The following is a 20,372-nucleotide window of genomic DNA, read 5'->3' on the forward strand; positions in this document are numbered from 1 at the left end:
TACGGCCCTCCGCGCGGTCTCCCCGCGTACGACCTCAGTCCCGTACGGCCGGTTCCCCCGCCGGGTCCTGAGCCCGGGTGGACTGCGCGCGGGGCCGCGGGAGCGGAGCCGCGGCGGCCGGCGTCCCACCGCGGAGCAGGAGGAAGACCGCCGCCGCACCGGCCAGCCCCATCGCGGCCGAGACCAGGAACGTCTCGCGGAGACCGCTCGCGAAGGCGGCCGCCACCAGCCCCGTCAGCGCCTCGCGGGCCGCGCCCGCCGGGGCTTCGGCGAGCACCTCTCCGGCGCCGCCGGAGGCCAGCGTCTGCGCCAGCCCCCGGCCGCCCTCACCGAGCTCGGAGCGCAGCCCCGTGTGGAAGACCGCACCGAGCACGGCGATACCGAGGGCGGTGCCCAGCTGGCGTGCGGTGTTCAGGGCGCCGCCCGCCATGCCCGCCCGGGCCGGGGCCACGGCCGCCATCGCGGTGGCGGCCAGCGCCGGGGTCGCGGCACCCACCCCCACGCCGGTCACGAGCAGCCCGGGCACCAGGGCGGTCCAGCCGTCCCCCGCGTCGAGCATCCAGGCCTGGAGCAGCGCGCCGAAGCCGATCAGCAGCAGTCCGCCGCCGATGGTCAGCCGGGGCGGGACCGTGTGCAGCAGCCGTCCGGCCACCGCAGCGACGACGAAGCCGGCCGCGCTGAGCGGCAGCAGCACCAGGCCCCCGCCGACCGGGCTCATCCCCTCGACGGACTGCAGCCAGAGGGAGACGTACATGAGGTACGAGAACGCGGCGCCCGACAGCAGCAGTCCGGCGGCCATGACGGCGACGAAGATCCGGCTGCGGAAGAGCGAGAGGTCCAGCATCGGGCGCTTGCTGCGCAGTTCGACGAGGACGAAGGCGGCGAAGGCGGCCACGCCCAGGCCGAGGAGGCCGAGGGTGGCGGGCGAGCCCCAGCCGTTCTCGCCGACGCGGATCACGGCGTAGGTGACGGCCGCGGCGCCCGCGGTGAAGGTGGCCATGCCGGGCAGATCGAGGCGCCCGGCGTGCGGGTTGCGGGACTCGGCCACCGCCGTGAGGGTGACGTACACGGCCAGCACGCTGACGGGCAGATTGATGAAGAAGATCCAGCGCCAGCCGAAGTTCTCCGTGAGCAGCCCTCCGATGATCGGCCCGGCCGCGGCCGCGGCACCGTTGACCGCGCCCCAGACCCCGAAGGCCACCCCGCGGTCGCGGCCCTGGTAGGACGCGCTGAGCAGGGCCATGGTGGTGGCGAACATGGCGGCTCCGCCGATGCCCTGGACAGCGCGGAAGGCGATCAGCTCGGCCGAGCCGGTGGCCAGCCCGCAGGCGATCGAGGCGGCGGCGAAGAGTCCGAGCCCGATGAGGTAGACGCGGCGGCGGCCGATCCGGTCGGCGAGCGAGCCCGCTCCCAGCAGCAGGGCGGCAAGGGCGAGGGCGTAGACGTCCATCACCCACTGGAGGCCGGCGAATCCGCCGAAGGAAGTGTCGGAGGCCATGTCGGCGGACATGTCGGGCAGGGCGACGGTCACGATCGTGACGTCGACCAGGAGCATGAATGCCCCGAGGCAGACGGCCGTCAGGGGCAGCCATTTGCGCATGGGAGTTCTCCTCGGGTGTGCGCAGGGGCGGGGTCGCGGGCGAGTCCGCGGTGACCTCAAGTTCCCACCGCTCGCCTCCCTTCCCCCATCCAGCGGCCCGCTCCTGCCGGATTTCCTTCATCAGGTCCCCTGCCATGATGGAAACCATGAACGAGACGCAGCTGGACGCACTCGACCAGTGCCTGGTGCACGCCCTCGTGATCGACGGCCGGGCCTCCTTCAGCCGGCTCGCCGAGGTGCTGGAGGTCTCCGACCAGACCGTCGTGCGCCGCTACCGGCGGCTGCGGACCGCCGGTCTGGTCCGGGTGGTCGGGCTGCCGCAGGGCAGCCGCGTCGGCCTGTTCGAGTCCTGGCTGCGGGTGCAGTGCGCCCCTGATGCGGCGCTCCCGGTGGCCGAGGCGCTCGCCCGCCGCCCGGACATCGCGTGGGTGACCCTGAACTCGGGCGGCACCGAGGTCCACTGCATGACACGGGCCCGTACCCGCAGGGACCGGGACACCCTGCTGCTGGAGAAGCTGCCGCGCACCCGCCGGGTGACCGGCATCAGCGCCCACACCATCCTGCGGAAGTTCTTCGGCGGGCCCGACTCGTGGGCGGGCGTGGACGTACTGCGCCCGGATCAGATCGCGGCCCTGGAACGGCCCGTGGCCCCGCCCGGGCCGGACCGGTACGCCCTGGACGGGACGGAATCCGCGCTGCTCGCGGTGCTGGGCCGGGACGGCCGCGCCGGGTATCCGGAACTGGCCCGCGCCACCGGGCTGTCGGAGTCGACCGCCCGCCGGAAGGTGGAACGGCTGCGTGATCTCGGGGCGCTCTTCTTCGACGTGGAGTTCGTCCCCTCGCTCTTCGGCTACGAGGCCGAGGCGACGATGGTGCTGACCGTCCCGCCGGCCCGGCTGGCGGAGGTGGGGGCCGCGCTGGCGAGCCACCGCGAGGTACCGTTCGCAGCGGCCGTGACCGGGGCGGCCTCCCTGATGGCGGTGGTCGTGTGCCGGGACACCGACGCGCTGTACACGTACTTGACCGAGCGGATCGGCGCGGTGGAGGGCGTGGGGCAGGTGGAGGTGATCCCGGCCCTGCGCAGCGTCAAGCGGGCCGGGATGCTCGTGGAGGGCGAGCGGCTGGTGGATCCGCCGCCCGCCCCCTGAACCGGTACCGCCACGGTGCCTACCGCAGCAGCACCCCGCCCCCCGCGTCCGTCTCCACCGGGGCCGCGACCAGGCCCAGTTCCGCGGGGGTCGCCAACAGCGGGTGTGCGGGCAGGATGCGCACCGTGTAGCCGAAGGGCCCCGTACGGTCGAGGGCGAGCGGGCCCTCGTACACCCAGCGGCCCTCCAGATCGGGCCCCGCGGCCGGCTTGAGCGGGAAGCTCCGCCCGTCCCGGATCACGTCCTGCGGGTCCACCCGGCCGGCGAAGGCCTGCACCTCCACGTCCTCGGGGGTGAGGGCGTCCAGCGCCACCTGCACGCGCAGGGTGAGGGTGGCACCCAGTTCGGCGGTGCCGCCCACCGGAGCCGCGGCCAGCGTCTCCACGTGCTCGACGGAGACCCGCGGCCAGGCCGCCCGGGCCCGCCCCTTCCACCAGGCGAGGTCACGGGCCGCCCCGGCGTCCAGGGCCCGGTGTGCGAGCGCGGCGGGCGTGTAGAGCCGCTCCACGTACTCCCGGACCATCCGGCCGGCGAGCACCTTCGGTCCCAGCGAGACGAGCGTGCGCCGGACCATCTCGATCCACCGCACCGGGAGCCCGCTGTGCCCGGCCCGGTCGTAGAACCGGGGCGCGACCCGGTTCTCGATCAGCTCGTAGAGGGCGCTCGCCTCCAGGTGGTCGCGCCGGTCCTCGTCCGCGCCGAGCCCGTCGGCGGTCGGGATGGCCCAGCCGAAGTCCGGCTCGAACCATTCGTCCCACCAGCCGTCCAGCACGGACAGGTTGAGGCAGCCGTTCAGCGCGGCCTTCATCCCGCTCGTACCGCACGCCTCCAGCGGCCGCAGCGGGTTGTTCAGCCAGACGTCGCAGCCCGGGTAGAGCTTCTGCGCCATGGCCATGCCGTAGTCGGGTAGGAAGACGATCCGGTGACGTACCCGCGGGTCGTCCGCGAAGCGGACCAGTTCCTGGACGAGCCGCTTCCCGCCGTCGTCGGCCGGGTGCGCCTTGCCCGCCACCACGATCTGGACCGGCCGCTCCGGGTCCAGGAGCAGCCTGCGCAGCCGGTCCGGGTCGCGCAGCATCAGCGTCAGCCGCTTGTACGAGGGCACGCGCCGGGCGAACCCGATGGTCAGCACGTCGGGGTCGAGCACGGAGTCGACCCAGCCCAGTTCGGCCGCGGCGGCCCCGCGCTGGCGCCACGAGGCGCGCAGCCGGTCCCGTACCTCCTGCACCAGTTGCTCGCGCAGCACCCGCCGCAGGTCCCACACGTCCTGGTCCGGGATCTCGGCGACCGCGTCCCAGCGCGGGGAGCCGCCGACCGACAGGGCGTCCTCGGTACGACCCGCGCCGATCTGGCGGGCGCCGAGCCGGACCACCTCGGGGGCCACCCAGGTGGGGGCGTGCACCCCGTTGGTCACGGAGGTGATGGGCACGTCGGCCGGGTCGAAGCCGGGCCACAGCCCGGCGAACATCTCCCGGCTGACCGCGCCGTGCAGGGTGGACACCCCGTTGGCCCGCTGGGCCAGGCGCAGGCCCATCACGGCCATGTTGAACACCCCGGGGTCGCCGCCGGGGTAGGTCTCGGCGCCCAGTTCCAGGATCCGCTCGACGGGTACGCCGGCCAGTTCGCCGCCCTCCCCGAAGTGCCGGGCGACCAGGGCGCGCTCGAAGCGGTCGATCCCGGCGGGGACGGGGGTGTGCGTGGTGAACACGGTTCCGGCGCGCACCGCCTCGACGGCCGCGTCGAAGCCGAGGCCCTGCTCCCGCTCCAGTTCCCTTATGCGTTCGAGTCCGAGGAATCCGGCGTGCCCCTCGTTGGTGTGGAAGACCTCGGGATCGGGGTGTCCGGTGATCCGGCAGTACGCGCGCACGGCGCGCACGCCGCCGATGCCGAGCAACATCTCCTGGAGCAGCCGGTGGTCGCTGCCGCCGCCGTAGAGCCGGTCGGTCACCTCCCGGGCCGCGGCGTCGTTGTCCTCGACGTCGGAGTCCAGGAGCAGCAGGGGTACGCGGCCGACGCGGGCCTGCCAGACGTGGGCCTGCAGGGTGCGTCCGCCGGGCAGGGTCAGGCAGACGCGGGCGGGGGTGCCGTCGTCCTGGCGGAGCAGGCCGAGCGGGAGTTCGTTGGGGTCGAGGACGGGATAGTGCTCCTGCTGCCAGCCGTCGCGGGAGAGCGACTGGCGGAAGTAGCCGTGGCGGTAGAGCAGGCCCACTCCGATGAGCGGGACGCCGAGGTCGCTGGCGGCCTTCAGGTGGTCCCCGGCGAGGATGCCGAGGCCGCCGGAGTACTGCGGCAGGGCGGCGGTGATGCCGAATTCCGGGGAGAAGTAGGCGATGGCGGAGGGCAGTTCCGCGCCGTTCTCCTGGCTCTGGTACCACCTCCCGCCGTTCACGTAGTCATCGAGGTCGGCGGCGGCGACGGCGAGCCGGCGCAGGAAGCGGCGGTCCGCGGCCAGTTCGGCGAGCCGGGTCGCGGAGACCGCGCCGAGCAACCGGACGGGATCGCCGCCTGCGGCCTGCCAGCCCTCGGGGTCGACGGATTGGAAGAGTTCACGGGTCTCGGAATGCCACGACCAGCGCAGGTTGCGCGCGAGCTCGGTCAGCTGCAGCAGGGGTTCCGGGAGGACGGGGCGCACGGTGAATCGACGGATAGCCTTCACGTGTTCCACCTTCGCAGGGGATTACGGATCCGGGCAGTCTCACCACGCTGTGCATCCGCGCATCACCGTTCCTGATCAGTGAACATTAGTTGCACTGGCGCGCCCCGAACGGTTTTGGGCGTACTCGGTCCCCGCGTTCTCTTCCCGCTCGGCGACACGCCTCCGGGGGCGTGGTCCGTTGCGGGTGGGCGGTTTCCGTCACGCCCTCGGACATCACGACCGGCCTGGACGGTCCGATGCCCTGCACCATCACTCCGGTGATGCAGGGGCGGTGCCGTCCGTCGCCGGATCGGGTGCCCGAGGGCGCGTCGTCCGATCGCGATGCCGGCGGCATCGTGACGGGACATCTTGCGTCGTGGGGTGACCAGCGGTTTCTGCCAGTGCTGGCCTCCCCACTGGGAGGTGTAGGCAGGATCGACCACGACGATCACCAGGCCGCTCTCGGAGGCCATTGACACCAGCCGGGCCTTGAGCTTGCCGGTCGGCATGCCTGAGATGAGCTGTCGGAACCGTTTGTTGCGGCCGTGCTTCTCGCGGGTCTTCTCGGCGGCGAAGTCCAGGTCTTCCAGACCGATGGCCCTGGCTCCGACACGCTTCGCCCAGTGGAGCAGGCGAGTGATGGCGTGCCTGATCTGGGCATCGCGGTGATCGGCAGTGCCTGTCAGGTCGTAGTGGAACTGCCTGGGATCGCCGACAGGGTTGCCATGGGTGTCGAGGCGGTACGCGGCGAAGTGGTCGGCATTGGTGTCCACGCCGACCATGCCCTGAGACCGTGCGGTGATCAGGGGGATCGTCTGCACGACGGGCCGTTGCCAGGACGCGGTGAGGTACCAGCGCCCACGGGGCGCGTCGAGGTGGATGCGATACGCGACTGCCCGGTTCGCTTCGATCCGGTCGGCCCATTCCTGCCCCCGGTGCGCGAACGCGACCCTGGCCGCGAGAACGTACCGGCCGTGCCTGGCGTGCGCGAGGTGGGCGAGCGGGCCGGGCAGCCTGATGCTGACCTCGCCATCGGGGGCGACGCGGATCGTGTCATTCCCAAACCGTTTTCCCGACTCTCCGTCACCGGCGAGGAACCAGTGTTCCGTCTCCCACCGTGCCCGCCAATCGGCCTCGGTGAGCTGCGCTTTCTCCAGGTTGTGCCGGGTGTTGAGCAGACGGCGTCCACCACGAACGACGTGCACGCGTCCTGCTTCCCGGTCAGTACGTGCCTGCTCCAGGCGGTGTTCCAGGGTGGCCAGTCGTCGGGACTTTTGGAACCACTCGTTCTTGGACCGGTATCCGCCCGCAGCTCTCTTCGTGCCTTTCTCGCCGATCGGCAGGGAGAGCCGCTGCGTCAACGTGCGGACACCGGCTTCAAGAGTCTGGATGTGAGCGAGCTGGCAGCGACGGGACAGCGCCCACTGATCGTGTGTGGCCTTGGTGATTGTCCCGGCGATCCGCGACGACGACTCCTTGGTCAACTCGCGCTTGCGGGTCGCCCACCTGTCCGTGGAGTGCTCGTGCCCATCCGCACACCGGGTCTTGAGATCGCGGGACGCGAGTGTTCCCTGATGCGAACCGACCAGCCGGAGAACCGTCTCATTCTCGGGTGTCAGGTGCTTGAGTCGGTCCCGTACCGCCACACCGGACGGCCCGAGCGCGACGAACGGGTCCGAAATGGTGCGCAGCTTCTTCGGCTCAGTCATTGGCGGCCGCCGCTTCCACGGCTTTCCTCGACCGGTTCTTCGCAGAGCGGTGGCCGCACCGGCATGCGCAGAACGAGGTCAGGACCTCCACCATGGCGACGGGGATACCCAGCACGAACAGGACGAACAGAGCCTGCCGAGCGCGCTCGGTCACTTGGCGGCCGACTCAACGTTGGCTACGGCGGTCGACCACTCCCGGCCGGACGCGCCCCGGATGTAGGCCAGCTCCATCCAGCGCTCGTAGACGACGGAGTCCGAGACGTTCTCGTTGATGACTGCCATCAGCTCGCCCTCGCCGCCGGACGCGACATCGCGTACGCGGCGACGCAGCAGCGGGTGCGGCACGTACTCGTACGACTCACTCATGGGACAGCTCCTCGCCCGTGGTGCGGAGGAAGCGCTCCCAGCCGACCAGTGCGCGGTCGAGTAGTTCTTGGCTGGGCTCGGGGATGGCCGCCACCCCCGGCCTGGGGCTGTCAGAGGTGTCGATGCTGAGCCCGCCACGGGCGCAGTTATGGATGACGCGGCTGGTCACGGGTGGCTCCCTACCGGTATCAGCGGGTGGTGTGACGACGGTAGGTGCGGACCGACGGCTCGACAGGGAGAGTTCCTCCCCCCTTGCCGAGGGGGAGGGTTCCTCCCTCTGAGGGCGCCTCAGACAGGCACGCCAATGTCCTGCGCAAGTTGCCGGGCATCCCCCTGGACCATGCGCGGGCCAGCCTTCACCAACTCTGGCAGGACCATGCGGGTGTGCATGTTGTAGCGGATGGTCTCCGGCGACTCTCGATGCGCCTTCTGCAAGAGGGCGACCGCGGCCACTCCCTCATCCTGGAGGCCGTGGGCGCGAGCCGTCTCGATGAGGTGATAGGCGCGGCGCGTGGCCGAGGGCACCCGGTCCAGGTCGAGCGCGGCAGCGATCTCCAGCGCCTTGCGAGGTTGCATCAGGTCGTTGTGCATGGTCAATGCGTACGCGTCCACGATGCCCTGCCCGAAGATCAGCCACGGGTGCGCGTAGTCGTCCCCGAGCCGGCCGGCAGCGTCATTGGCCCGGTCCCAGTACCGCCAGGCATCCCCGGAACGGCCAACCTTGGCGAACGACAGCGCCACGGCCAGCATCAGCAGCCCCCACCGCGCCAGATCCTCCGGGTCGTCCTGGTGGAGCAGCTGGGCAGCCTGCTCGGCAAGGTCGACGCGGGCCTCTGCGGCCTCGTTCGCGTCCCGATGGATGTGGTTCATGTACCAGGCCGCCGCAGCGATCGCCTTCGGGCTGTCGGCGTCCTGCGCCGCCGTCATCGCACGGTCGCCCGTGAGCATGACCAACTCTGGCGTCGGCTGGAAGGACAGAAAGAGCTGAGCCAGGTGGTAGGTCTGAGCCTGCGCGGCGAGTGCCTGCCGTCGTGCTGGGCCGTCCAGCAGCCGTACAGAGTGCTGGGCATCTGCGAGCAGGTCGGGCAGCAATGCGGCGATGCGGGCGCGATGGTTGCCGCGGCCGTGCCACAGCTTCCAGGCCTGCCGCACACGCGCGCCGAGGACCTGAGCGGACTCCGGCTCGGCTTCGGCCGCCTGAAGCCGGTAGGTGGTCAGGGCTCGCTTCACATCGGGCAGGTCCGTGTGCTGGGCCTTGGTGTAGGTGGCCGCTGCGATTCGGTCGTCACCGGTCAGGTCCGTGACGTCGCACCCGTAGATGCTGGCGAGGCGCAGGAGCATGGGGAGACGCGGCATCCCGATGGAGCCGTTCTCGATCGCCTTCACCCAGTCGGGAGAGCGGCCAGCAAGACCGGCGGCGACGGGCCTGGTGAGACCTGCCCGTTCTCTGGCGATCCGGGCGCGCTGTCCGAAGGTTGTGGGTGCGGGGTCGTGCTGCGTGGGCATACGGGACTCCGTTCCGTTCCGGCCTAGGCCCTCAGAACGCTACTCCCCATCAGTGAACTCGACCGTCCCCATGTCGCAGCCACAATCTCCAACAGCCGATACGGCCGTCACCGCACCCGTCACCCCCCGCGCATTGCGGCCATGGCCCCGCCGGCGGGGCTCACCGGCCGCTGCGGGCCCGGTCCTCCTCCAACAGGTCGTCCAGATACGGCCGCAGCACCTGCGGCAGGGCGGTGCGGTCCATCGTGCGCAGCAGGGCGAACGCCGGTTCCGCCAGGAATTGACCCAATGCGAGCAGCGCGTACAGGTGGGACTCCAGCGCGTCGTGGTCCTGCTCCCGCACCGCGGCCCGGGCCAGCGCGCCGCACAGGTAGCGGCCCACCTCGGGCGCCCAGGAGTTCGGCCAGTCCGCGATGGCAGCGGCGGCGGAACACCGGGTCCGGGGGTCGGGCGAGCGCAGCCGCGGTGCGCACTCCCGGGCCCGGGGTTCGGCCTCCAGGAGGTCCCACTCGGCCAGCCCCCGCGCACCGGATCCGGACAGCAACACCCGGGCCGTGCAGCCGGGGTCCAACCGGTCCACGGCCCTGCCGTAGAACTCGATGCGCTCCAGCACCAGCCACGTCCCGCCCGGGGTGCGCAGGCCGAGCCCGGAGTGCGGGGCTCCGCGCAGGCAGCGCACGACGACCCTGGTCGCGTCGCCGATGGGTTCCGCGGGCCCGGAGACCTGCAGCCGGGAGGCGCGGACGAGCAGCGCGGCCAGGACCGGGGAGTCGGCGCAGCGGCCGGCGAGGCGGGCCAGCGCGGCGTCGCCGACGGCCGGTTCGACGGCGGGCAGCGCGTCGATCTGCGCCGCCAGGGCGGCCGGGTCCGTCTCGCGGTCGACGGCGTCGGCGAGCGCGTCGGCCAGGTACCGCTCCTGGTCCGGGCCCCAGGCGACGTCCGCCACCCGGCGTGCGGCCGCCTCCCGCAGCCGGGGGTCGGCCGCCCGCAGCTGTGGGCCGATCGATTCGTGCAGTGCCTCCGAGTCCATGTGGCATTGTCCCCCGTACGGATGACAGGTCGGACGTGGCACGGGACTGCCCGGAGGGGCCGGTGCTCGGGGACGCCGGGTCGCGGGCCGAGCCGGCCCTGATCCCCGACGGAGCCGCGTGGCGGCCGCCGCGACCGCGCCCAGCCTGGTCCGGTCGCCGAAGGGGCGTCGGTCAGGCCCGCGGCGTCGGGTGCCGTGCACCTCCCCCGACTACCGCCGGGGGTTCGTCTCCGGCGCGGCCGCCCGAGCCGTCCGCATCGTTCAATACCCCCGGATCACCGGTCACTCGCACTTCTCAGCATGACGGGCCATTGTCTCCCGATGATGCCCTCACCGGCTCTCCGGTCGGGGCGCGCGGGGCCCGTGGGACAGGTGGTTTCCGCTCCGCCGGCGCCCGGTCACCGCGCCGCGTCCGCCCCTACGTCACCTAGTCCCGGCCGACTTGACGGAGACCCGGCGGATGTCGACCCGGGTCTTGGTATCGGCCGTGCCACTACGTACGAGTAGTTAACCGAGCGCGCGGATTGGGCGGGGTGAGAGTGGGAAGGGCTCCCCCGGTACACGTTCGTACACGCACGGCGCACCCGCCCACAAACCCTCTCCCCGCCACCCGAGTGAACGCGGACAGGAGCGGCCATGCCCGCAGCCCAGCCGTCCACTGAGCGGCTAGAAACAGAGCGAACAGAGCGTGCACTACCAGCCGTGCTCACGGCTGGCCTGTTGTCACCGAGCCCTGCGAACTGCCCCCAGGTGATCCCATCATGATCGGTCGCATTCCCGTGCTGGACGTCCGCCCCGCCGTCGACTGCGGCGCCAGACCCGCAAAGGCGGTCGTGGACGAGGTCTTCGAGATCTCGGCCACCGTGTTCCGCGAAGGACACGACGCCGTCGCCGCCCACCTCGTCCTACGTGATCCGGGCGGGCGGCTGCGGGTCCCCGTGCCGCTGAGCGAACTCGCCCCCGGTACCGACCGGTGGGGGGCCAAGGTCTCCGTCGAGGTCGAGGGGAGGTGGACGTACACCGTCGAAGCGTGGAGCGATCCGGTGGCCACCTGGCGGGCCCATGCCGCGATCAAGATTCCCGCCGGGATCGACACCGGGCTGATGCTGTGGGAGGGCGCGGATCTCTACGAGCGCGCCGCGGCCCGGATCCCCAAGCGCGACGGGCGCGAGGCCGTCCTGGCCGCCGCCGTGACCATGCGCGACGAGGACCTGCCGGTCGCGCAGCGCTACGAGGCCGCCCTCGACCCGGCCGTGGACGCCGCGTTCGCCAGGCGCCCCTACCGGGAGCTGGTGACCGCCTCCAAGCCCCTGCCGCTCCTGGTGGAGCGCAAGCGGGCCCTCTTCGGCTCCTGGTACGAGATGTTCCCGCGCTCCGAGGGAGCGGTGCTGGAGCCCGGCGAGGCCCCGGTCAGCGGGACCTTCCGGACCGCTGCCGAACGGCTGCCCGCGATCGCGGCGATGGGCTTCGACGTGGTCTACCTGCCGCCCATCCACCCGATCGGGTCGACTTATCGCAAGGGTCCGAACAACACTCTTTCCGCTGGAAGTTGGGACCCGGGGGTGCCGTGGGCCATCGGCTCCACCGAGGGCGGGCACGACGCGGTCCACCCGGACCTCGGCACCATCGAGGACTTCGACGCCTTCGTCGGGCGCGCCCGCGAGCTGGGCATGGAGATCGCACTGGACTTCGCGCTGCAGTGCTCCCCCGACCACCCGTGGGTGGAGAAGAACCCGCAGTGGTTCCGCCACCGGGCCGACGGGACGATCGCGTACGCCGAGAACCCGCCGAAGAAGTACCAGGACATCTATCCGATCCACTTCGACACCGACATGGCCGGCATCGTGGAGGAGACCTGCCGGATCCTGCGGCACTGGATGGACCACGGCGTCCGCATCTTCCGGGTCGACAATCCGCACACCAAGCCGGTGGTCTTCTGGCAGAAGGTGATCGCGGACATCAACAAGTCCGACCCGGACGTGATCTTCCTGGCCGAGGCCTTCACCCGGCCCGCGATGATGCGGGCGCTGGCCGCCGTCGGCTTCCAGCAGTCCTACACGTACTTCACCTGGCGCAACACCAAGGCCGAGCTGACCGAGTACCTGACCGAGCTGGCGGACACCCCCTCCGCCTCGGTCATGCGGCCGAACTTCTTCGTCAACACGCCGGACATCCTGCACGAGTACCTCCAGCACGGCGGCCGTCCCGCCTTCGAGGTCCGGGCCGTCCTGGCCGCCACCCTCTCGCCCGCCTGGGGGGTCTACGCCGGCTACGAGCTCTGCGAGAACACCCCGGTGCGCGAGGGCAGCGAGGAGTACCAGAACTCCGAGAAGTACGAGTTCCGGCCGCGCGACTGGGCGGCCGCCGACCGCACCGGCACCACCATCGCCCCGCTGATCACCGCCCTGAACCGGCTGCGCCGCCGCAACCCCGCGCTCCAGCAGCTGCGCGACATCCACTTCCACTCGACCGACAACGAACAGGTGATCGCCTATTCGAAGCACGCCGGAGCCAATTCCGTACTGGTGGTCGTCAACCTCGATCCGCACCACACCCAGGAGGCGACCGTGTCGTTGGACATGCCGGTACTCGGCCTCGACTGGCACGGGTCCCTCGCGGTGCGCGACGAGCTCACCGGCGAGACCTATCACTGGGGCAGGGCGAACTACGTGCGCCTAGAGCCGGGCCGCACGCCCGCGCACGTACTGGCCGCTCTGCGACCGTCCCCGCCCACCGGAGGGTCACCCACCACATGATGATCAACGATCCCGTCCACGACACCTTCGAGGACACCCCCGCCAAGGACCGCGATCCCGACTGGTTCAAGCGGGCGGTGTTCTACGAGGTCCTCGTCCGCTCCTTCCACGACAGCAACGGCGACGGCGTCGGGGACCTCAAGGGGCTCACCAGCAAACTGGACTACCTCCAGTGGCTCGGTGTCGACTGCCTCTGGCTGCCGCCGTTCTTCGCCTCACCCCTGCGCGACGGGGGTTACGACGTCGCCGACTACACCTCCGTGCTCCCCGAATTCGGCGACCTCGCCGACTTCGTGGAGTTCGTGGACGCCGCGCACACCCGCGGCATGCGGGTGATCATCGACTTCGTCATGAACCACACGAGCGATCAGCACGAGTGGTTCCAGCAGTCGCGCAAGGACCCGGACGGACCGTACGGCGACTACTACATGTGGGCCGACAACGACAAGCAGTACCAGGACGCCCGCATCATCTTCGTCGACACCGAGACCTCCAACTGGACGTACGACCCCGTACGCAAGCAGTACTACTGGCACAGATTCTTCTCCCACCAGCCGGACCTCAACTACGAGAACCCGGCCGTGGTGGAGGAGATCGTCTCCGCCCTGCGCTTCTGGCTCGACCTCGGCATCGACGGCTTCCGTCTCGACGCCGTGCCCTACCTGTACGCCGAGGAGGGCACCAACTGCGAGAACCTGCCCCGCACCCACCAGCTCCTCAAGCGGGTCCGGGCCGAGATCGACGCGCACTACCCGGACACCGTGCTGCTCGCCGAGGCCAACCAGTGGCCCGAGGACGTCGTCGACTACTTCGGCGACTACGAGAAGGGCGGGGACGAGTGCCACATGGCCTTCCACTTCCCCGTCATGCCGCGCATCTTCATGGCCGTGCGAAGAGAGTCCCGCTACCCCGTCTCCGAAATCCTGGCCAAGACCCCGGCGATCCCGGACCGCTGCCAGTGGGGCATCTTCCTGCGCAACCACGACGAGCTCACCCTCGAAATGGTCACGGACGAAGAGCGCGACTACATGTACGCCGAGTACGCCAAGGACCCGCGGATGCGGGCCAACATCGGCATCCGGCGCCGGCTCGCCCCGCTCCTGGACAACGACCGCAACCAGATGGAGCTGTTCACGGCCCTGCTGCTGTCGCTGCCCGGCTCGCCGGTGCTCTACTACGGCGACGAGATCGGCATGGGTGACAACATCTGGCTGGGCGACCGCGACGGCGTCCGCACGCCGATGCAGTGGACCCCGGACCGCAACGCCGGTTTCTCCTCGTGCGATCCGGGCAGGCTGAACCTGCCGGTCATCATGGATCCCGTCTACGGGTACCGGGTCACCAACGTCGAGGCCGCGATGTCCTCGCCCTCCTCGCTGCTGCACTGGACCCGTCGGCTGATCGAGGTCCGCAAGGCGAACCCGGCCTTCGGCCTCGGCTCGTACACCGAACTGCCGTCGTCGAACCCGGCGGTGCTCGCGTTCCTGCGCGAGCACGGGGACGACCTGGTGCTGTGCGTGCACAACTTCTCGCGCTTCGCGCAGCCCACCGAGCTCGACCTGCGGTCGTTCAACGGACGCGTCCCGGTGGAGCTCACGGGCGACGTGCGCTTCCCGCCGATCGGCGAGTGGCCGTACCTGCTGACCCTGGCGGGCCACGGCTTCTACTGGTTCCGGCTGCGGAAGGAACAGCGCGGCGAGCGGCGCGCCACGTAGCCGGGAGCCGGTCCAGGGCCCAGTGAGCCGAAGGAGCGCGACCTGCAGGTCAGGTTCACGGCGCTCCGGAGGCGAACCGGGCCTTCGCACCAGGGGGCGGGCAGCTCTAACGGGTCAATCGCCCGCCCCTGTACGGACCATCCTGACCCGACACTCGCACATGCCGGAGAAGCAACTGCCGCGCATCCGGGACACTCTGCGCATTCTGTGACCGCCCGGGGAAAGGACGCGACGCCATGTCGGAGGCTGCATCCGCCCGGAGCCGTCTGACGGCCGACCGGGCCGCCGGGATCGCTCCACTGGAGCCGATGCTGAGGGCCTGGCTGCCCGCACAGCGCTGGTTCGCGGGCAAGGGCCGCACCATCAGCAGGCTCAGGACCGTATCGGCGGCCGAACTGCTGCCGCCGGGATCCACCCCCGGCCTGCTGCACCTGCTCCTCGATGTCGACGGGGACTGCTACCAACTGCTGCTGGGCATCCGCCCGTCCCTGCCGCCCGCCCTCGCCCCCACCCTGATCGGCCATGCCGAGGACGGCCCGTACGCGGGCCGGGCGGTCTACGAGGCGCTGGGCGATCCCCGGCTCGCGGCCATGCTCCTGGAACGGCTGCGCTCCCCCGGGGCCCTCGGCCCGCTGCGCTTCGACCGGGACCCGGCCACGCCGATCCCGGCGGGGCTCACCCCCCGGCCGCTCTCCGGCGAGCAGACCAACTCCTCGCTCATTTACGGAGATTCGTTCATCCTGAAGGTGTTCCGTCGGGTCGGCCCCGGGGTCAACCCGGACCTGGAGCTGCCCAGGGCGCTGGCCGCCGCCGGCTGTGCCCGGGTCCCGGCCCCCGTCGCCTGGTACGAGGCCGAGCCGCCCGGCAGCGAACCGCTGACGCTGGGCGTGCTCCAGCCGTACCTGCGGGGCTCCGACGACGGTTGGCAGCTCGCGCTGCGCCGGCTCGGCTCCGGGGCCGACTTCACCGCCGAGGCGCACGCGCTGGGCCGGGCCACCGCCGAGGTGCACAGCGCGCTGGCCGCGGCGCTGCCCACGGTCGCGCTCGGCCCGGAGCAGACCGCCCGGCTCGCCGCGGGGATGACGGCCCGGCTGGCCGCCACCGCCCGGGAGGTGGCGGCGCTGCGGCCCTACGAGGCGGGGTTGCGGGGCGCCTTCGACGCACTGGCGGCCTCCCGGGGGGCGGGGGTGCCCGCCCAGCGGATCCACGGGGACCTCCATTTGGGTCAGACCCTGCGCACCCTCGACGGCAGCTGGTCGTTGATCGACTTCGAGGGCGAGCCGGCCCGGCCGTTGGCCGACCGGCGCCGTCCCGAACCGGCGGTGCGCGACATCGCCGGGATACTGCGCTCCTTCGACTACGCCGCCCGCTCGCACCGGCCGTTCGCCCCCGCCTGGGCGGACGACTGCCGGGCCGCCTTCTGCGAGGGCTACGCCCGCACCACCGGCCGGGACCCCCGCGAGGACCCCGTGCTGCTGCGCGCGTACGAGACCGACAAGGCGGTGTACGAGGCCCGCTACGAGTCCCGGCACCGCCCCGACTGGCTGCACGTCCCGATGGCCGCGATCCGGCGGCTCTCGGAGCCCGTACGGCCCGCCCACCGCGTGCCGCCGACCCCGTCCGCCCCCGGCTCCATCTCCCCCCACCCCCACCCGAAGCCCCCGAGGAGGCCGCTCGCGTGAGCGCCGCACGACAGCCGTCACCGACCGTCCGCGAGGAAGCCACACCCGTCCCGGCGGCGGCGAAGAAGGCCCGGACGCCCCGGGCCCGCCGCGCCGCCCCTCCGCGCGGCGTCCGGCCGGCGCCCGCACTCGGCGCCGACGAACGGGCCCGACTGCTGGAGGGCCGCCACCACGATCCGCACGCGGTGCTGGGGGCCCGTACCCAGCGGGGCGGGGTGGCCTTCCGGGTGCTGCGCCCCTACGCCAGGGCGGTCACCGTCGTCGCCAAGGGGCTGCGGGCCGAGCTCTTCGACGAGGGCGACGGGCTGTTCTCGGGGCTGCTGCCGCTGACCGGCGTGCCGGAGTACCGGCTGCTGATCGCCTACGACAGCGACGAGATCGAGGTGCACGACCCGTACCGCTTCCTGCCCGCCCTCGGCGAGCTGGACCTGCACCTGATCGGCGAGGGCCGCCACGAGCAGCTGTGGAAGGCGCTCGGCGCCGAGCCGATGGAGCACCAGGGCGTGTCCGGGACCCGCTTCACGGTGTGGGCGCCGAACGCCCAGGGGGTCAGGGTCAGCGGGGACTTCTCGTACTGGGACTCCGTCGCCTATCCGATGCGCTCGCTGGGCTCGACGGGGGTGTGGGAGCTGTTCCTGCCCGGGGTGGGCGCCGGAACGCTCTACAAGTACGACATCACCCGCCCGGACGGCAGACACACCTTGCGCGCCGACCCCATGGCCCGGTCGGCGGAGGTCCCCCCGGCGAACGCCTCGGTGGTCGCCTCGTCCCGGTACGAGTGGCAGGACGCGGCGTGGATGGCCGAGCGCGGCGCCCGGCCCCCGCACCAGGCCCCCTTCTCGGTGTACGAGCTGCACCTGGCGTCCTGGCGGCCGGGGCTGTCCTACCGGCAGCTCGCCGAGCAGCTCCCCGCGTACGTCAAGGAACTGGGCTTCACGCACGTGGAGCTGATGCCGGTCGCCGAGCACCCCTTCGGCGGCTCGTGGGGGTACCAGGTCACCGGCTTCTACGCGCCGACCTCGCGGATGGGCACCCCGGACGACTTCCGCTTCCTCGTGGACGCGCTGCACCGGGCCGGCATCGGGGTGATCGTCGACTGGGTGCCGGCGCACTTCCCCCGCGACGACTGGGCCCTGGCGGAGTTCGACGGACGGCCGCTGTACGAGCACCAGGACCCGCGCCGGGCCGCGCACCCGGACTGGGGGACGCTGGAGTTCGACTACGGGCGCAAGGAGGTCCGCAACTTCCTCGTCGCCAACGCCGTGTACTGGTGCGAGGAGTTCCACGTGGACGGCCTGCGCGTGGACGCGGTGGCCTCGATGCTCTACCTCGACTACTCGCGCGCCGAGGGCGAGTGGGCGCCCAACGAGCACGGCGGGCGGGAGAACCTGGACGCGGTCGGCTTCCTCCAGGAGATGAACGCGACGGTGTACCGGCGCTGCCCGGGGGTCGTGACGATCGCGGAGGAGTCCACGGCCTGGACGGGCGTGACCCGGCCCACGGACTCCGGCGGGCTCGGCTTCGGCCTGAAGTGGAACATGGGGTGGATGCACGACACCCTGCGCTACATGTCGAAGGAGTCGGTGCACCGCAAGTACCACCACCACGACATGACCTTCGGGATGATCTACGCCTTCAGCGAGAACTACGTGCTGCCGATCTCGCACGACGAGGTGGTGCACGGCAAGGGTTCGCTGGTGTCCAAGATGCCCGGGGGCGACTGGTGGCAGCAGCGGGCCGCGCACCGGGCCTACTTGGGCTTCATGTGGGCCCATCCGGGCAAGCAACTGCTCTTCATGGGGCAGGAGTTCGCCCAGGGGTCGGAGTGGTCGGAGGTGTACGGGCCGGACTGGTGGGTGCTGGACGACTCCTACGCTGCGGCCGGCGACCACCGGGGCGTACGGAACCTGGTGCGCGACCTGAACCGGACGTACTCGGCGGCACCCGCCCTGTGGGAGCGGGACACCGTGCCGGAGGGCTTCGCCTGGGTGGAGGCGGACGCCGCGGAGGACAACGTCTTCGCGTTCCTGCGGTACGCGCAGGACGGCTCGCAGCTCCTGGCGGTGTCGAACTTCTCGCCCGTGGTCCGGCACGGCTACCGGATCGGGGTCCCCGAGGAGGTGCCGCTGTGGCGGGAGGTGCTCAACACCGACCGGGAGGTCTACGGCGGCAGCGGCATCCACCACGCGCAGCCGATGCGGCCTGAGCCGGTGCCGGCGCAGGGCCGCCCGGCGAGCCTGCGCATGACCCTCCCGCCGCTGGCGACGGTCTGGTTCCGGCCACAGGACTGATGCCGCGGGGGTGCGGCCGCGGGGCCCGTGCCAGGGGCCCTGGTCGGGTGCCCTGGCCGGGTGCCCGGGCCGGGGCTCAGGCCGGGGCGAGCTGCTCTTCCAGTTCCTGGAGCAGCTTGCGCTTGGCCCGGGCCCCGACCATCTGCCGGACGGGCCCGCCGTCACGGAAGACGAGCAGGGTCGGCAGGGACAGCACCCCGTACCGGGTGACGGCCCCGGGGTTGCTGTCCGCGTCGATCTGCACGACCTTGAGCCGGTCGGCCTCTTCGGCCGCGATCGAGGAGAGGACGGGGGCGAGCTGGCGGCAGGGGCCGCACCAGTCCGCCGTGAACTCCACGAGGACGGGCCGTCCCCGCTCGCCGAGCACCTCGGCCTCGAAATCCGCTTCGGTCACCTGTGCCACGCCGTGGGCCTTCATGCCACCGTCCCTCTCGTCCGTCCGGTCGTTCATCCGGTCATCTCGCACTTCGGCACGGCCGCTTCGCCGGCCGCCCGTTCCGCGTCGGCCAACTGCCGTCCGAGCTGCTCGCGCACGTCGGCCAGCTGGCCGATCAGGCCGTCCAGCTCGGCGAGCTTGCGCCGGTAGACGGCGAGCGAGGCGGGACAGGAGTCCCCGGCCGGGTGGCCGGCCCGCAGGCAGTCCACGAAGGGCCGGGTCTCCTCCAGTTCGAATCCGAAGTCCTGGAGCGTGCGGATCTGGCTCAGCAGCCGCAGGTCGTCCTCGTCGTAGGTCCGGTAGCCGTTGCCGGCCCGCCGCGCGGGGAGCAGCCCGCGCGACTCGTAGTACCGGAGCGTCCGGGTGCTGGTCCCGGCCCGCTCCGCCAGTTCGCCGATGCGCATGGAGCGACCGTATTCCTTGACGCCGGCGTCAAGGCAAGGCGAGGCGAGGCGAGGCGAGGCGAGGCGAGGCGAGGCGAGGCAGGGGAGAAAGGGGCGGGGGCCCTCGCCACCCCCGTGCGCGAGGGCCCCGGAAAGGATCACGCAAAAAAAGGGGTGGTCGGTTCACATGGTGTGAAGAGTGTGAGGGGTATTGCATCGACGGGCGTTGGCTGGAAACGTACACACGGAAAGATCTTCCGGCTCACCGATTACCGGACAGTCGCTCGGAAACCCGGCGAAAGGCCTTAACTTCATAGGACGTTCCTACGAGGTATGGGCTTGTTTGTTTGGTCTGTAGGCGCCGCAGCCTGGCCACTTCTACGGTGTGCGGTGTGCACTCCAGCCCACCTTTCAATGCCCCCGCCGCGCGTCGCCTGCGCGCGGCCCTGGGCATGGCTCCCGGACATGTCGCCTACGGCCTGCGCGCCCAGTACGGACTCGTCGTCGCGCCCGAGACCGTGATGGCCTGGGAACGTGGCGAGATATCGCCTTCCTCCGCCGAGCTCACGGCGCTCGCGGGCGTCCTGTGGTGTGCGCCCGGCGAACTGCTCGCCGAACCGGTCACCCTGCGGGAGCACCGGGTCGCCCGGGGGCTCGCGGCGGACGACCTGGCCCGTCGGATCGGCCTGGAGACGAGCTCCTACCAGAAGATGGAGGACACCGGGCGCTGGAAGGGCAACGAACGACAGTCCGCCGCGCTGGCCACGGTGCTGGGTCTGACGCTGGCCCAGTTCGTGACGGCGACCGGCAAGCACGAGGAACTCGCCGAGCTGCTGCGCAGTGCGGTGACCACGCGCTGGCAGGCCTACGTGAAACCGCTCGGCAAGCTGCTGCCGATCCCCAAGCACCATCTGGAGACGGTGCTGGAGCAGCTGCACGGCGACTACCAGTCACGGATGGTGGCGACGCTCAGCTGGGGCGGCGGCCAGGGCGAGGCGGGCAGCGGGGACGCGGGCCGGGAGTTCCTCGCCGAGATCGTGGAGCGGTTCTGGCACCTCGCGGGCGGTGCGGCGTAGAAGGACCGCCCCGGGGTCGCAGGCGCCGCCCGGACCGGC

16 protein-coding genes are annotated in these 20,372 nt (G+C 71.6%); 6 read left to right on the top strand and 10 right to left on the bottom strand.

Going from position 1 to position 20,372, the window contains the following annotated elements; translation table 11 throughout:
• Positions 1-34: 34 nt before the first annotated feature.
• Positions 35-1,600, bottom strand: coding sequence for an MFS transporter (locus OG207_RS14400; RefSeq protein WP_329098952.1), 1,566 nt, complete (start codon positions 1,598-1,600; stop codon positions 35-37).
• Positions 1,601-1,746: 146 nt separating this feature from the next.
• On the opposite strand from OG207_RS14400, the gene OG207_RS14405 reads away from it, so the two are divergent.
• Entirely contained in the window at positions 1,747-2,748 is a 1,002-nt protein-coding gene (locus OG207_RS14405; RefSeq protein ID WP_329098953.1) for an Lrp/AsnC family transcriptional regulator, read from the top strand.
• 19 nt (positions 2,749-2,767) lie between these two features.
• On the opposite strand, the gene glgP is transcribed toward OG207_RS14405, so the two are convergent.
• The 7 genes from glgP to OG207_RS14440 all read right to left on the bottom strand — a co-directional run bounded on the left by glgP (position 2,768) and on the right by OG207_RS14440 (position 9,994).
• Positions 2,768-5,404, bottom strand: coding sequence for an alpha-glucan family phosphorylase (gene glgP, locus OG207_RS14410; RefSeq protein WP_329098954.1), 2,637 nt, complete (start codon positions 5,402-5,404; stop codon positions 2,768-2,770).
• A gap of 62 nt (positions 5,405-5,466) precedes the next feature.
• Positions 5,467-7,092: a transposase gene (locus OG207_RS14415; protein WP_329098955.1), complete on the bottom strand. Its 1,626-nt coding sequence runs from the start codon at positions 7,090-7,092 to the stop codon at positions 5,467-5,469.
• Complete coding sequence (locus tag OG207_RS14420) at positions 7,085-7,246, bottom strand: hypothetical protein (protein WP_329098956.1); 162 nt, start codon at positions 7,244-7,246, stop codon at positions 7,085-7,087. The genes OG207_RS14415 and OG207_RS14420 overlap by 8 nt, the downstream gene beginning before the upstream one ends.
• Positions 7,243-7,458, bottom strand: a complete 216-nt coding sequence (locus OG207_RS14425; protein WP_327383168.1) for a hypothetical protein — start codon at positions 7,456-7,458, stop codon at positions 7,243-7,245. Before OG207_RS14425 ends, OG207_RS14420 begins: the two co-directional genes overlap by 4 nt.
• Positions 7,451-7,627: a hypothetical protein gene (locus OG207_RS14430; protein ID WP_329098957.1), complete on the bottom strand. Its 177-nt coding sequence runs from the start codon at positions 7,625-7,627 to the stop codon at positions 7,451-7,453. Before OG207_RS14430 ends, OG207_RS14425 begins: the two co-directional genes overlap by 8 nt.
• A 119-nt stretch (positions 7,628-7,746) precedes the next feature.
• Positions 7,747-8,964: a helix-turn-helix transcriptional regulator gene (locus OG207_RS14435; RefSeq protein WP_329098958.1), complete on the bottom strand. Its 1,218-nt coding sequence runs from the start codon at positions 8,962-8,964 to the stop codon at positions 7,747-7,749.
• A gap of 160 nt (positions 8,965-9,124) precedes the next feature.
• The gene (locus OG207_RS14440) at positions 9,125-9,994 is read right to left on the bottom strand and encodes a hypothetical protein (protein ID WP_329098959.1); all 870 of its coding nucleotides are present in this window, start codon (positions 9,992-9,994) and stop codon (positions 9,125-9,127) included.
• A gap of 761 nt (positions 9,995-10,755) precedes the next feature.
• On the opposite strand from OG207_RS14440, the gene OG207_RS14445 reads away from it, so the two are divergent.
• From OG207_RS14445 to glgB, 4 genes are all read left to right on the top strand, one after another.
• Positions 10,756-12,750: an alpha-1,4-glucan--maltose-1-phosphate maltosyltransferase gene (locus tag OG207_RS14445; RefSeq protein ID WP_329098960.1), complete on the top strand. Its 1,995-nt coding sequence runs from the start codon at positions 10,756-10,758 to the stop codon at positions 12,748-12,750.
• On the top strand, positions 12,747-14,465 hold the full coding sequence (treS, locus tag OG207_RS14450; RefSeq protein WP_329098961.1) for a maltose alpha-D-glucosyltransferase: 1,719 nt from the start codon (positions 12,747-12,749) through the stop codon (positions 14,463-14,465). Before OG207_RS14445 ends, treS begins: the two co-directional genes overlap by 4 nt.
• Before the next feature lie 236 nt (positions 14,466-14,701).
• A complete protein-coding gene (locus tag OG207_RS14455; protein ID WP_329098962.1) occupies positions 14,702-16,147 on the top strand; it encodes a maltokinase N-terminal cap-like domain-containing protein in 1,446 nt (481 codons plus the stop codon).
• On the top strand, positions 16,144-18,438 hold the full coding sequence (glgB, locus tag OG207_RS14460) for a 1,4-alpha-glucan branching enzyme (protein ID WP_329098963.1): 2,295 nt from the start codon (positions 16,144-16,146) through the stop codon (positions 18,436-18,438). Before OG207_RS14455 ends, glgB begins: the two co-directional genes overlap by 4 nt.
• A gap of 76 nt (positions 18,439-18,514) precedes the next feature.
• Here glgB and OG207_RS14465 read toward each other — a convergent pair whose 3' ends face one another.
• Together OG207_RS14465 and OG207_RS14470 are read right to left on the bottom strand one after the other, a co-directional pair.
• Positions 18,515-18,889, bottom strand: coding sequence for a thioredoxin family protein (locus tag OG207_RS14465; RefSeq protein ID WP_329098964.1), 375 nt, complete (start codon positions 18,887-18,889; stop codon positions 18,515-18,517).
• Entirely contained in the window at positions 18,886-19,278 is a 393-nt protein-coding gene (locus OG207_RS14470) for a MerR family transcriptional regulator (protein WP_266605082.1), read from the bottom strand. Before OG207_RS14470 ends, OG207_RS14465 begins: the two co-directional genes overlap by 4 nt.
• Positions 19,279-19,649: 371 nt before the next feature.
• Between OG207_RS14470 and OG207_RS14475 the strand changes: the two genes are divergently transcribed.
• Positions 19,650-20,333, top strand: coding sequence for a helix-turn-helix domain-containing protein (locus tag OG207_RS14475; protein WP_329098965.1), 684 nt, complete (start codon positions 19,650-19,652; stop codon positions 20,331-20,333).
• The last annotated feature ends 39 nt before the right edge of the window (positions 20,334-20,372 follow it).

The organism is Streptomyces sp. NBC_01439 (assembly GCF_036227605.1).
Taxonomy (GTDB): domain Bacteria; phylum Actinomycetota; class Actinomycetes; order Streptomycetales; family Streptomycetaceae; genus Streptomyces.

What these genes read in the sequence shown, in the direction of transcription:
- OG207_RS14425 (WP_327383168.1), bottom strand. Translation starts at nt 7,458, where the DNA reads ATGAGTGAGTCGTACGAGTACGTGCCGCACCCGCTGCTGCGTCGCCGC.
- OG207_RS14400 (WP_329098952.1), bottom strand. Translation starts at nt 1,600, where the DNA reads ATGCGCAAATGGCTGCCCCTGACGGCCGTCTGCCTCGGGGCATTCATG.
- OG207_RS14440 (WP_329098959.1), bottom strand. Translation starts at nt 9,994, where the DNA reads ATGGACTCGGAGGCACTGCACGAATCGATCGGCCCACAGCTGCGGGCG.
- OG207_RS14465 (WP_329098964.1), bottom strand. Translation starts at nt 18,889, where the DNA reads ATGAACGACCGGACGGACGAGAGGGACGGTGGCATGAAGGCCCACGGC.
- OG207_RS14445 (WP_329098960.1), top strand. Translation starts at nt 10,756, where the DNA reads ATGATCGGTCGCATTCCCGTGCTGGACGTCCGCCCCGCCGTCGACTGC.
- treS (WP_329098961.1), top strand. Translation starts at nt 12,747, where the DNA reads ATGATGATCAACGATCCCGTCCACGACACCTTCGAGGACACCCCCGCC.
- OG207_RS14455 (WP_329098962.1), top strand. Translation starts at nt 14,702, where the DNA reads ATGTCGGAGGCTGCATCCGCCCGGAGCCGTCTGACGGCCGACCGGGCC.
- OG207_RS14435 (WP_329098958.1), bottom strand. Translation starts at nt 8,964, where the DNA reads ATGCCCACGCAGCACGACCCCGCACCCACAACCTTCGGACAGCGCGCC.
- OG207_RS14470 (WP_266605082.1), bottom strand. Translation starts at nt 19,278, where the DNA reads ATGCGCATCGGCGAACTGGCGGAGCGGGCCGGGACCAGCACCCGGACG.
- OG207_RS14405 (WP_329098953.1), top strand. Translation starts at nt 1,747, where the DNA reads ATGAACGAGACGCAGCTGGACGCACTCGACCAGTGCCTGGTGCACGCC.
- OG207_RS14415 (WP_329098955.1), bottom strand. Translation starts at nt 7,092, where the DNA reads ATGACTGAGCCGAAGAAGCTGCGCACCATTTCGGACCCGTTCGTCGCG.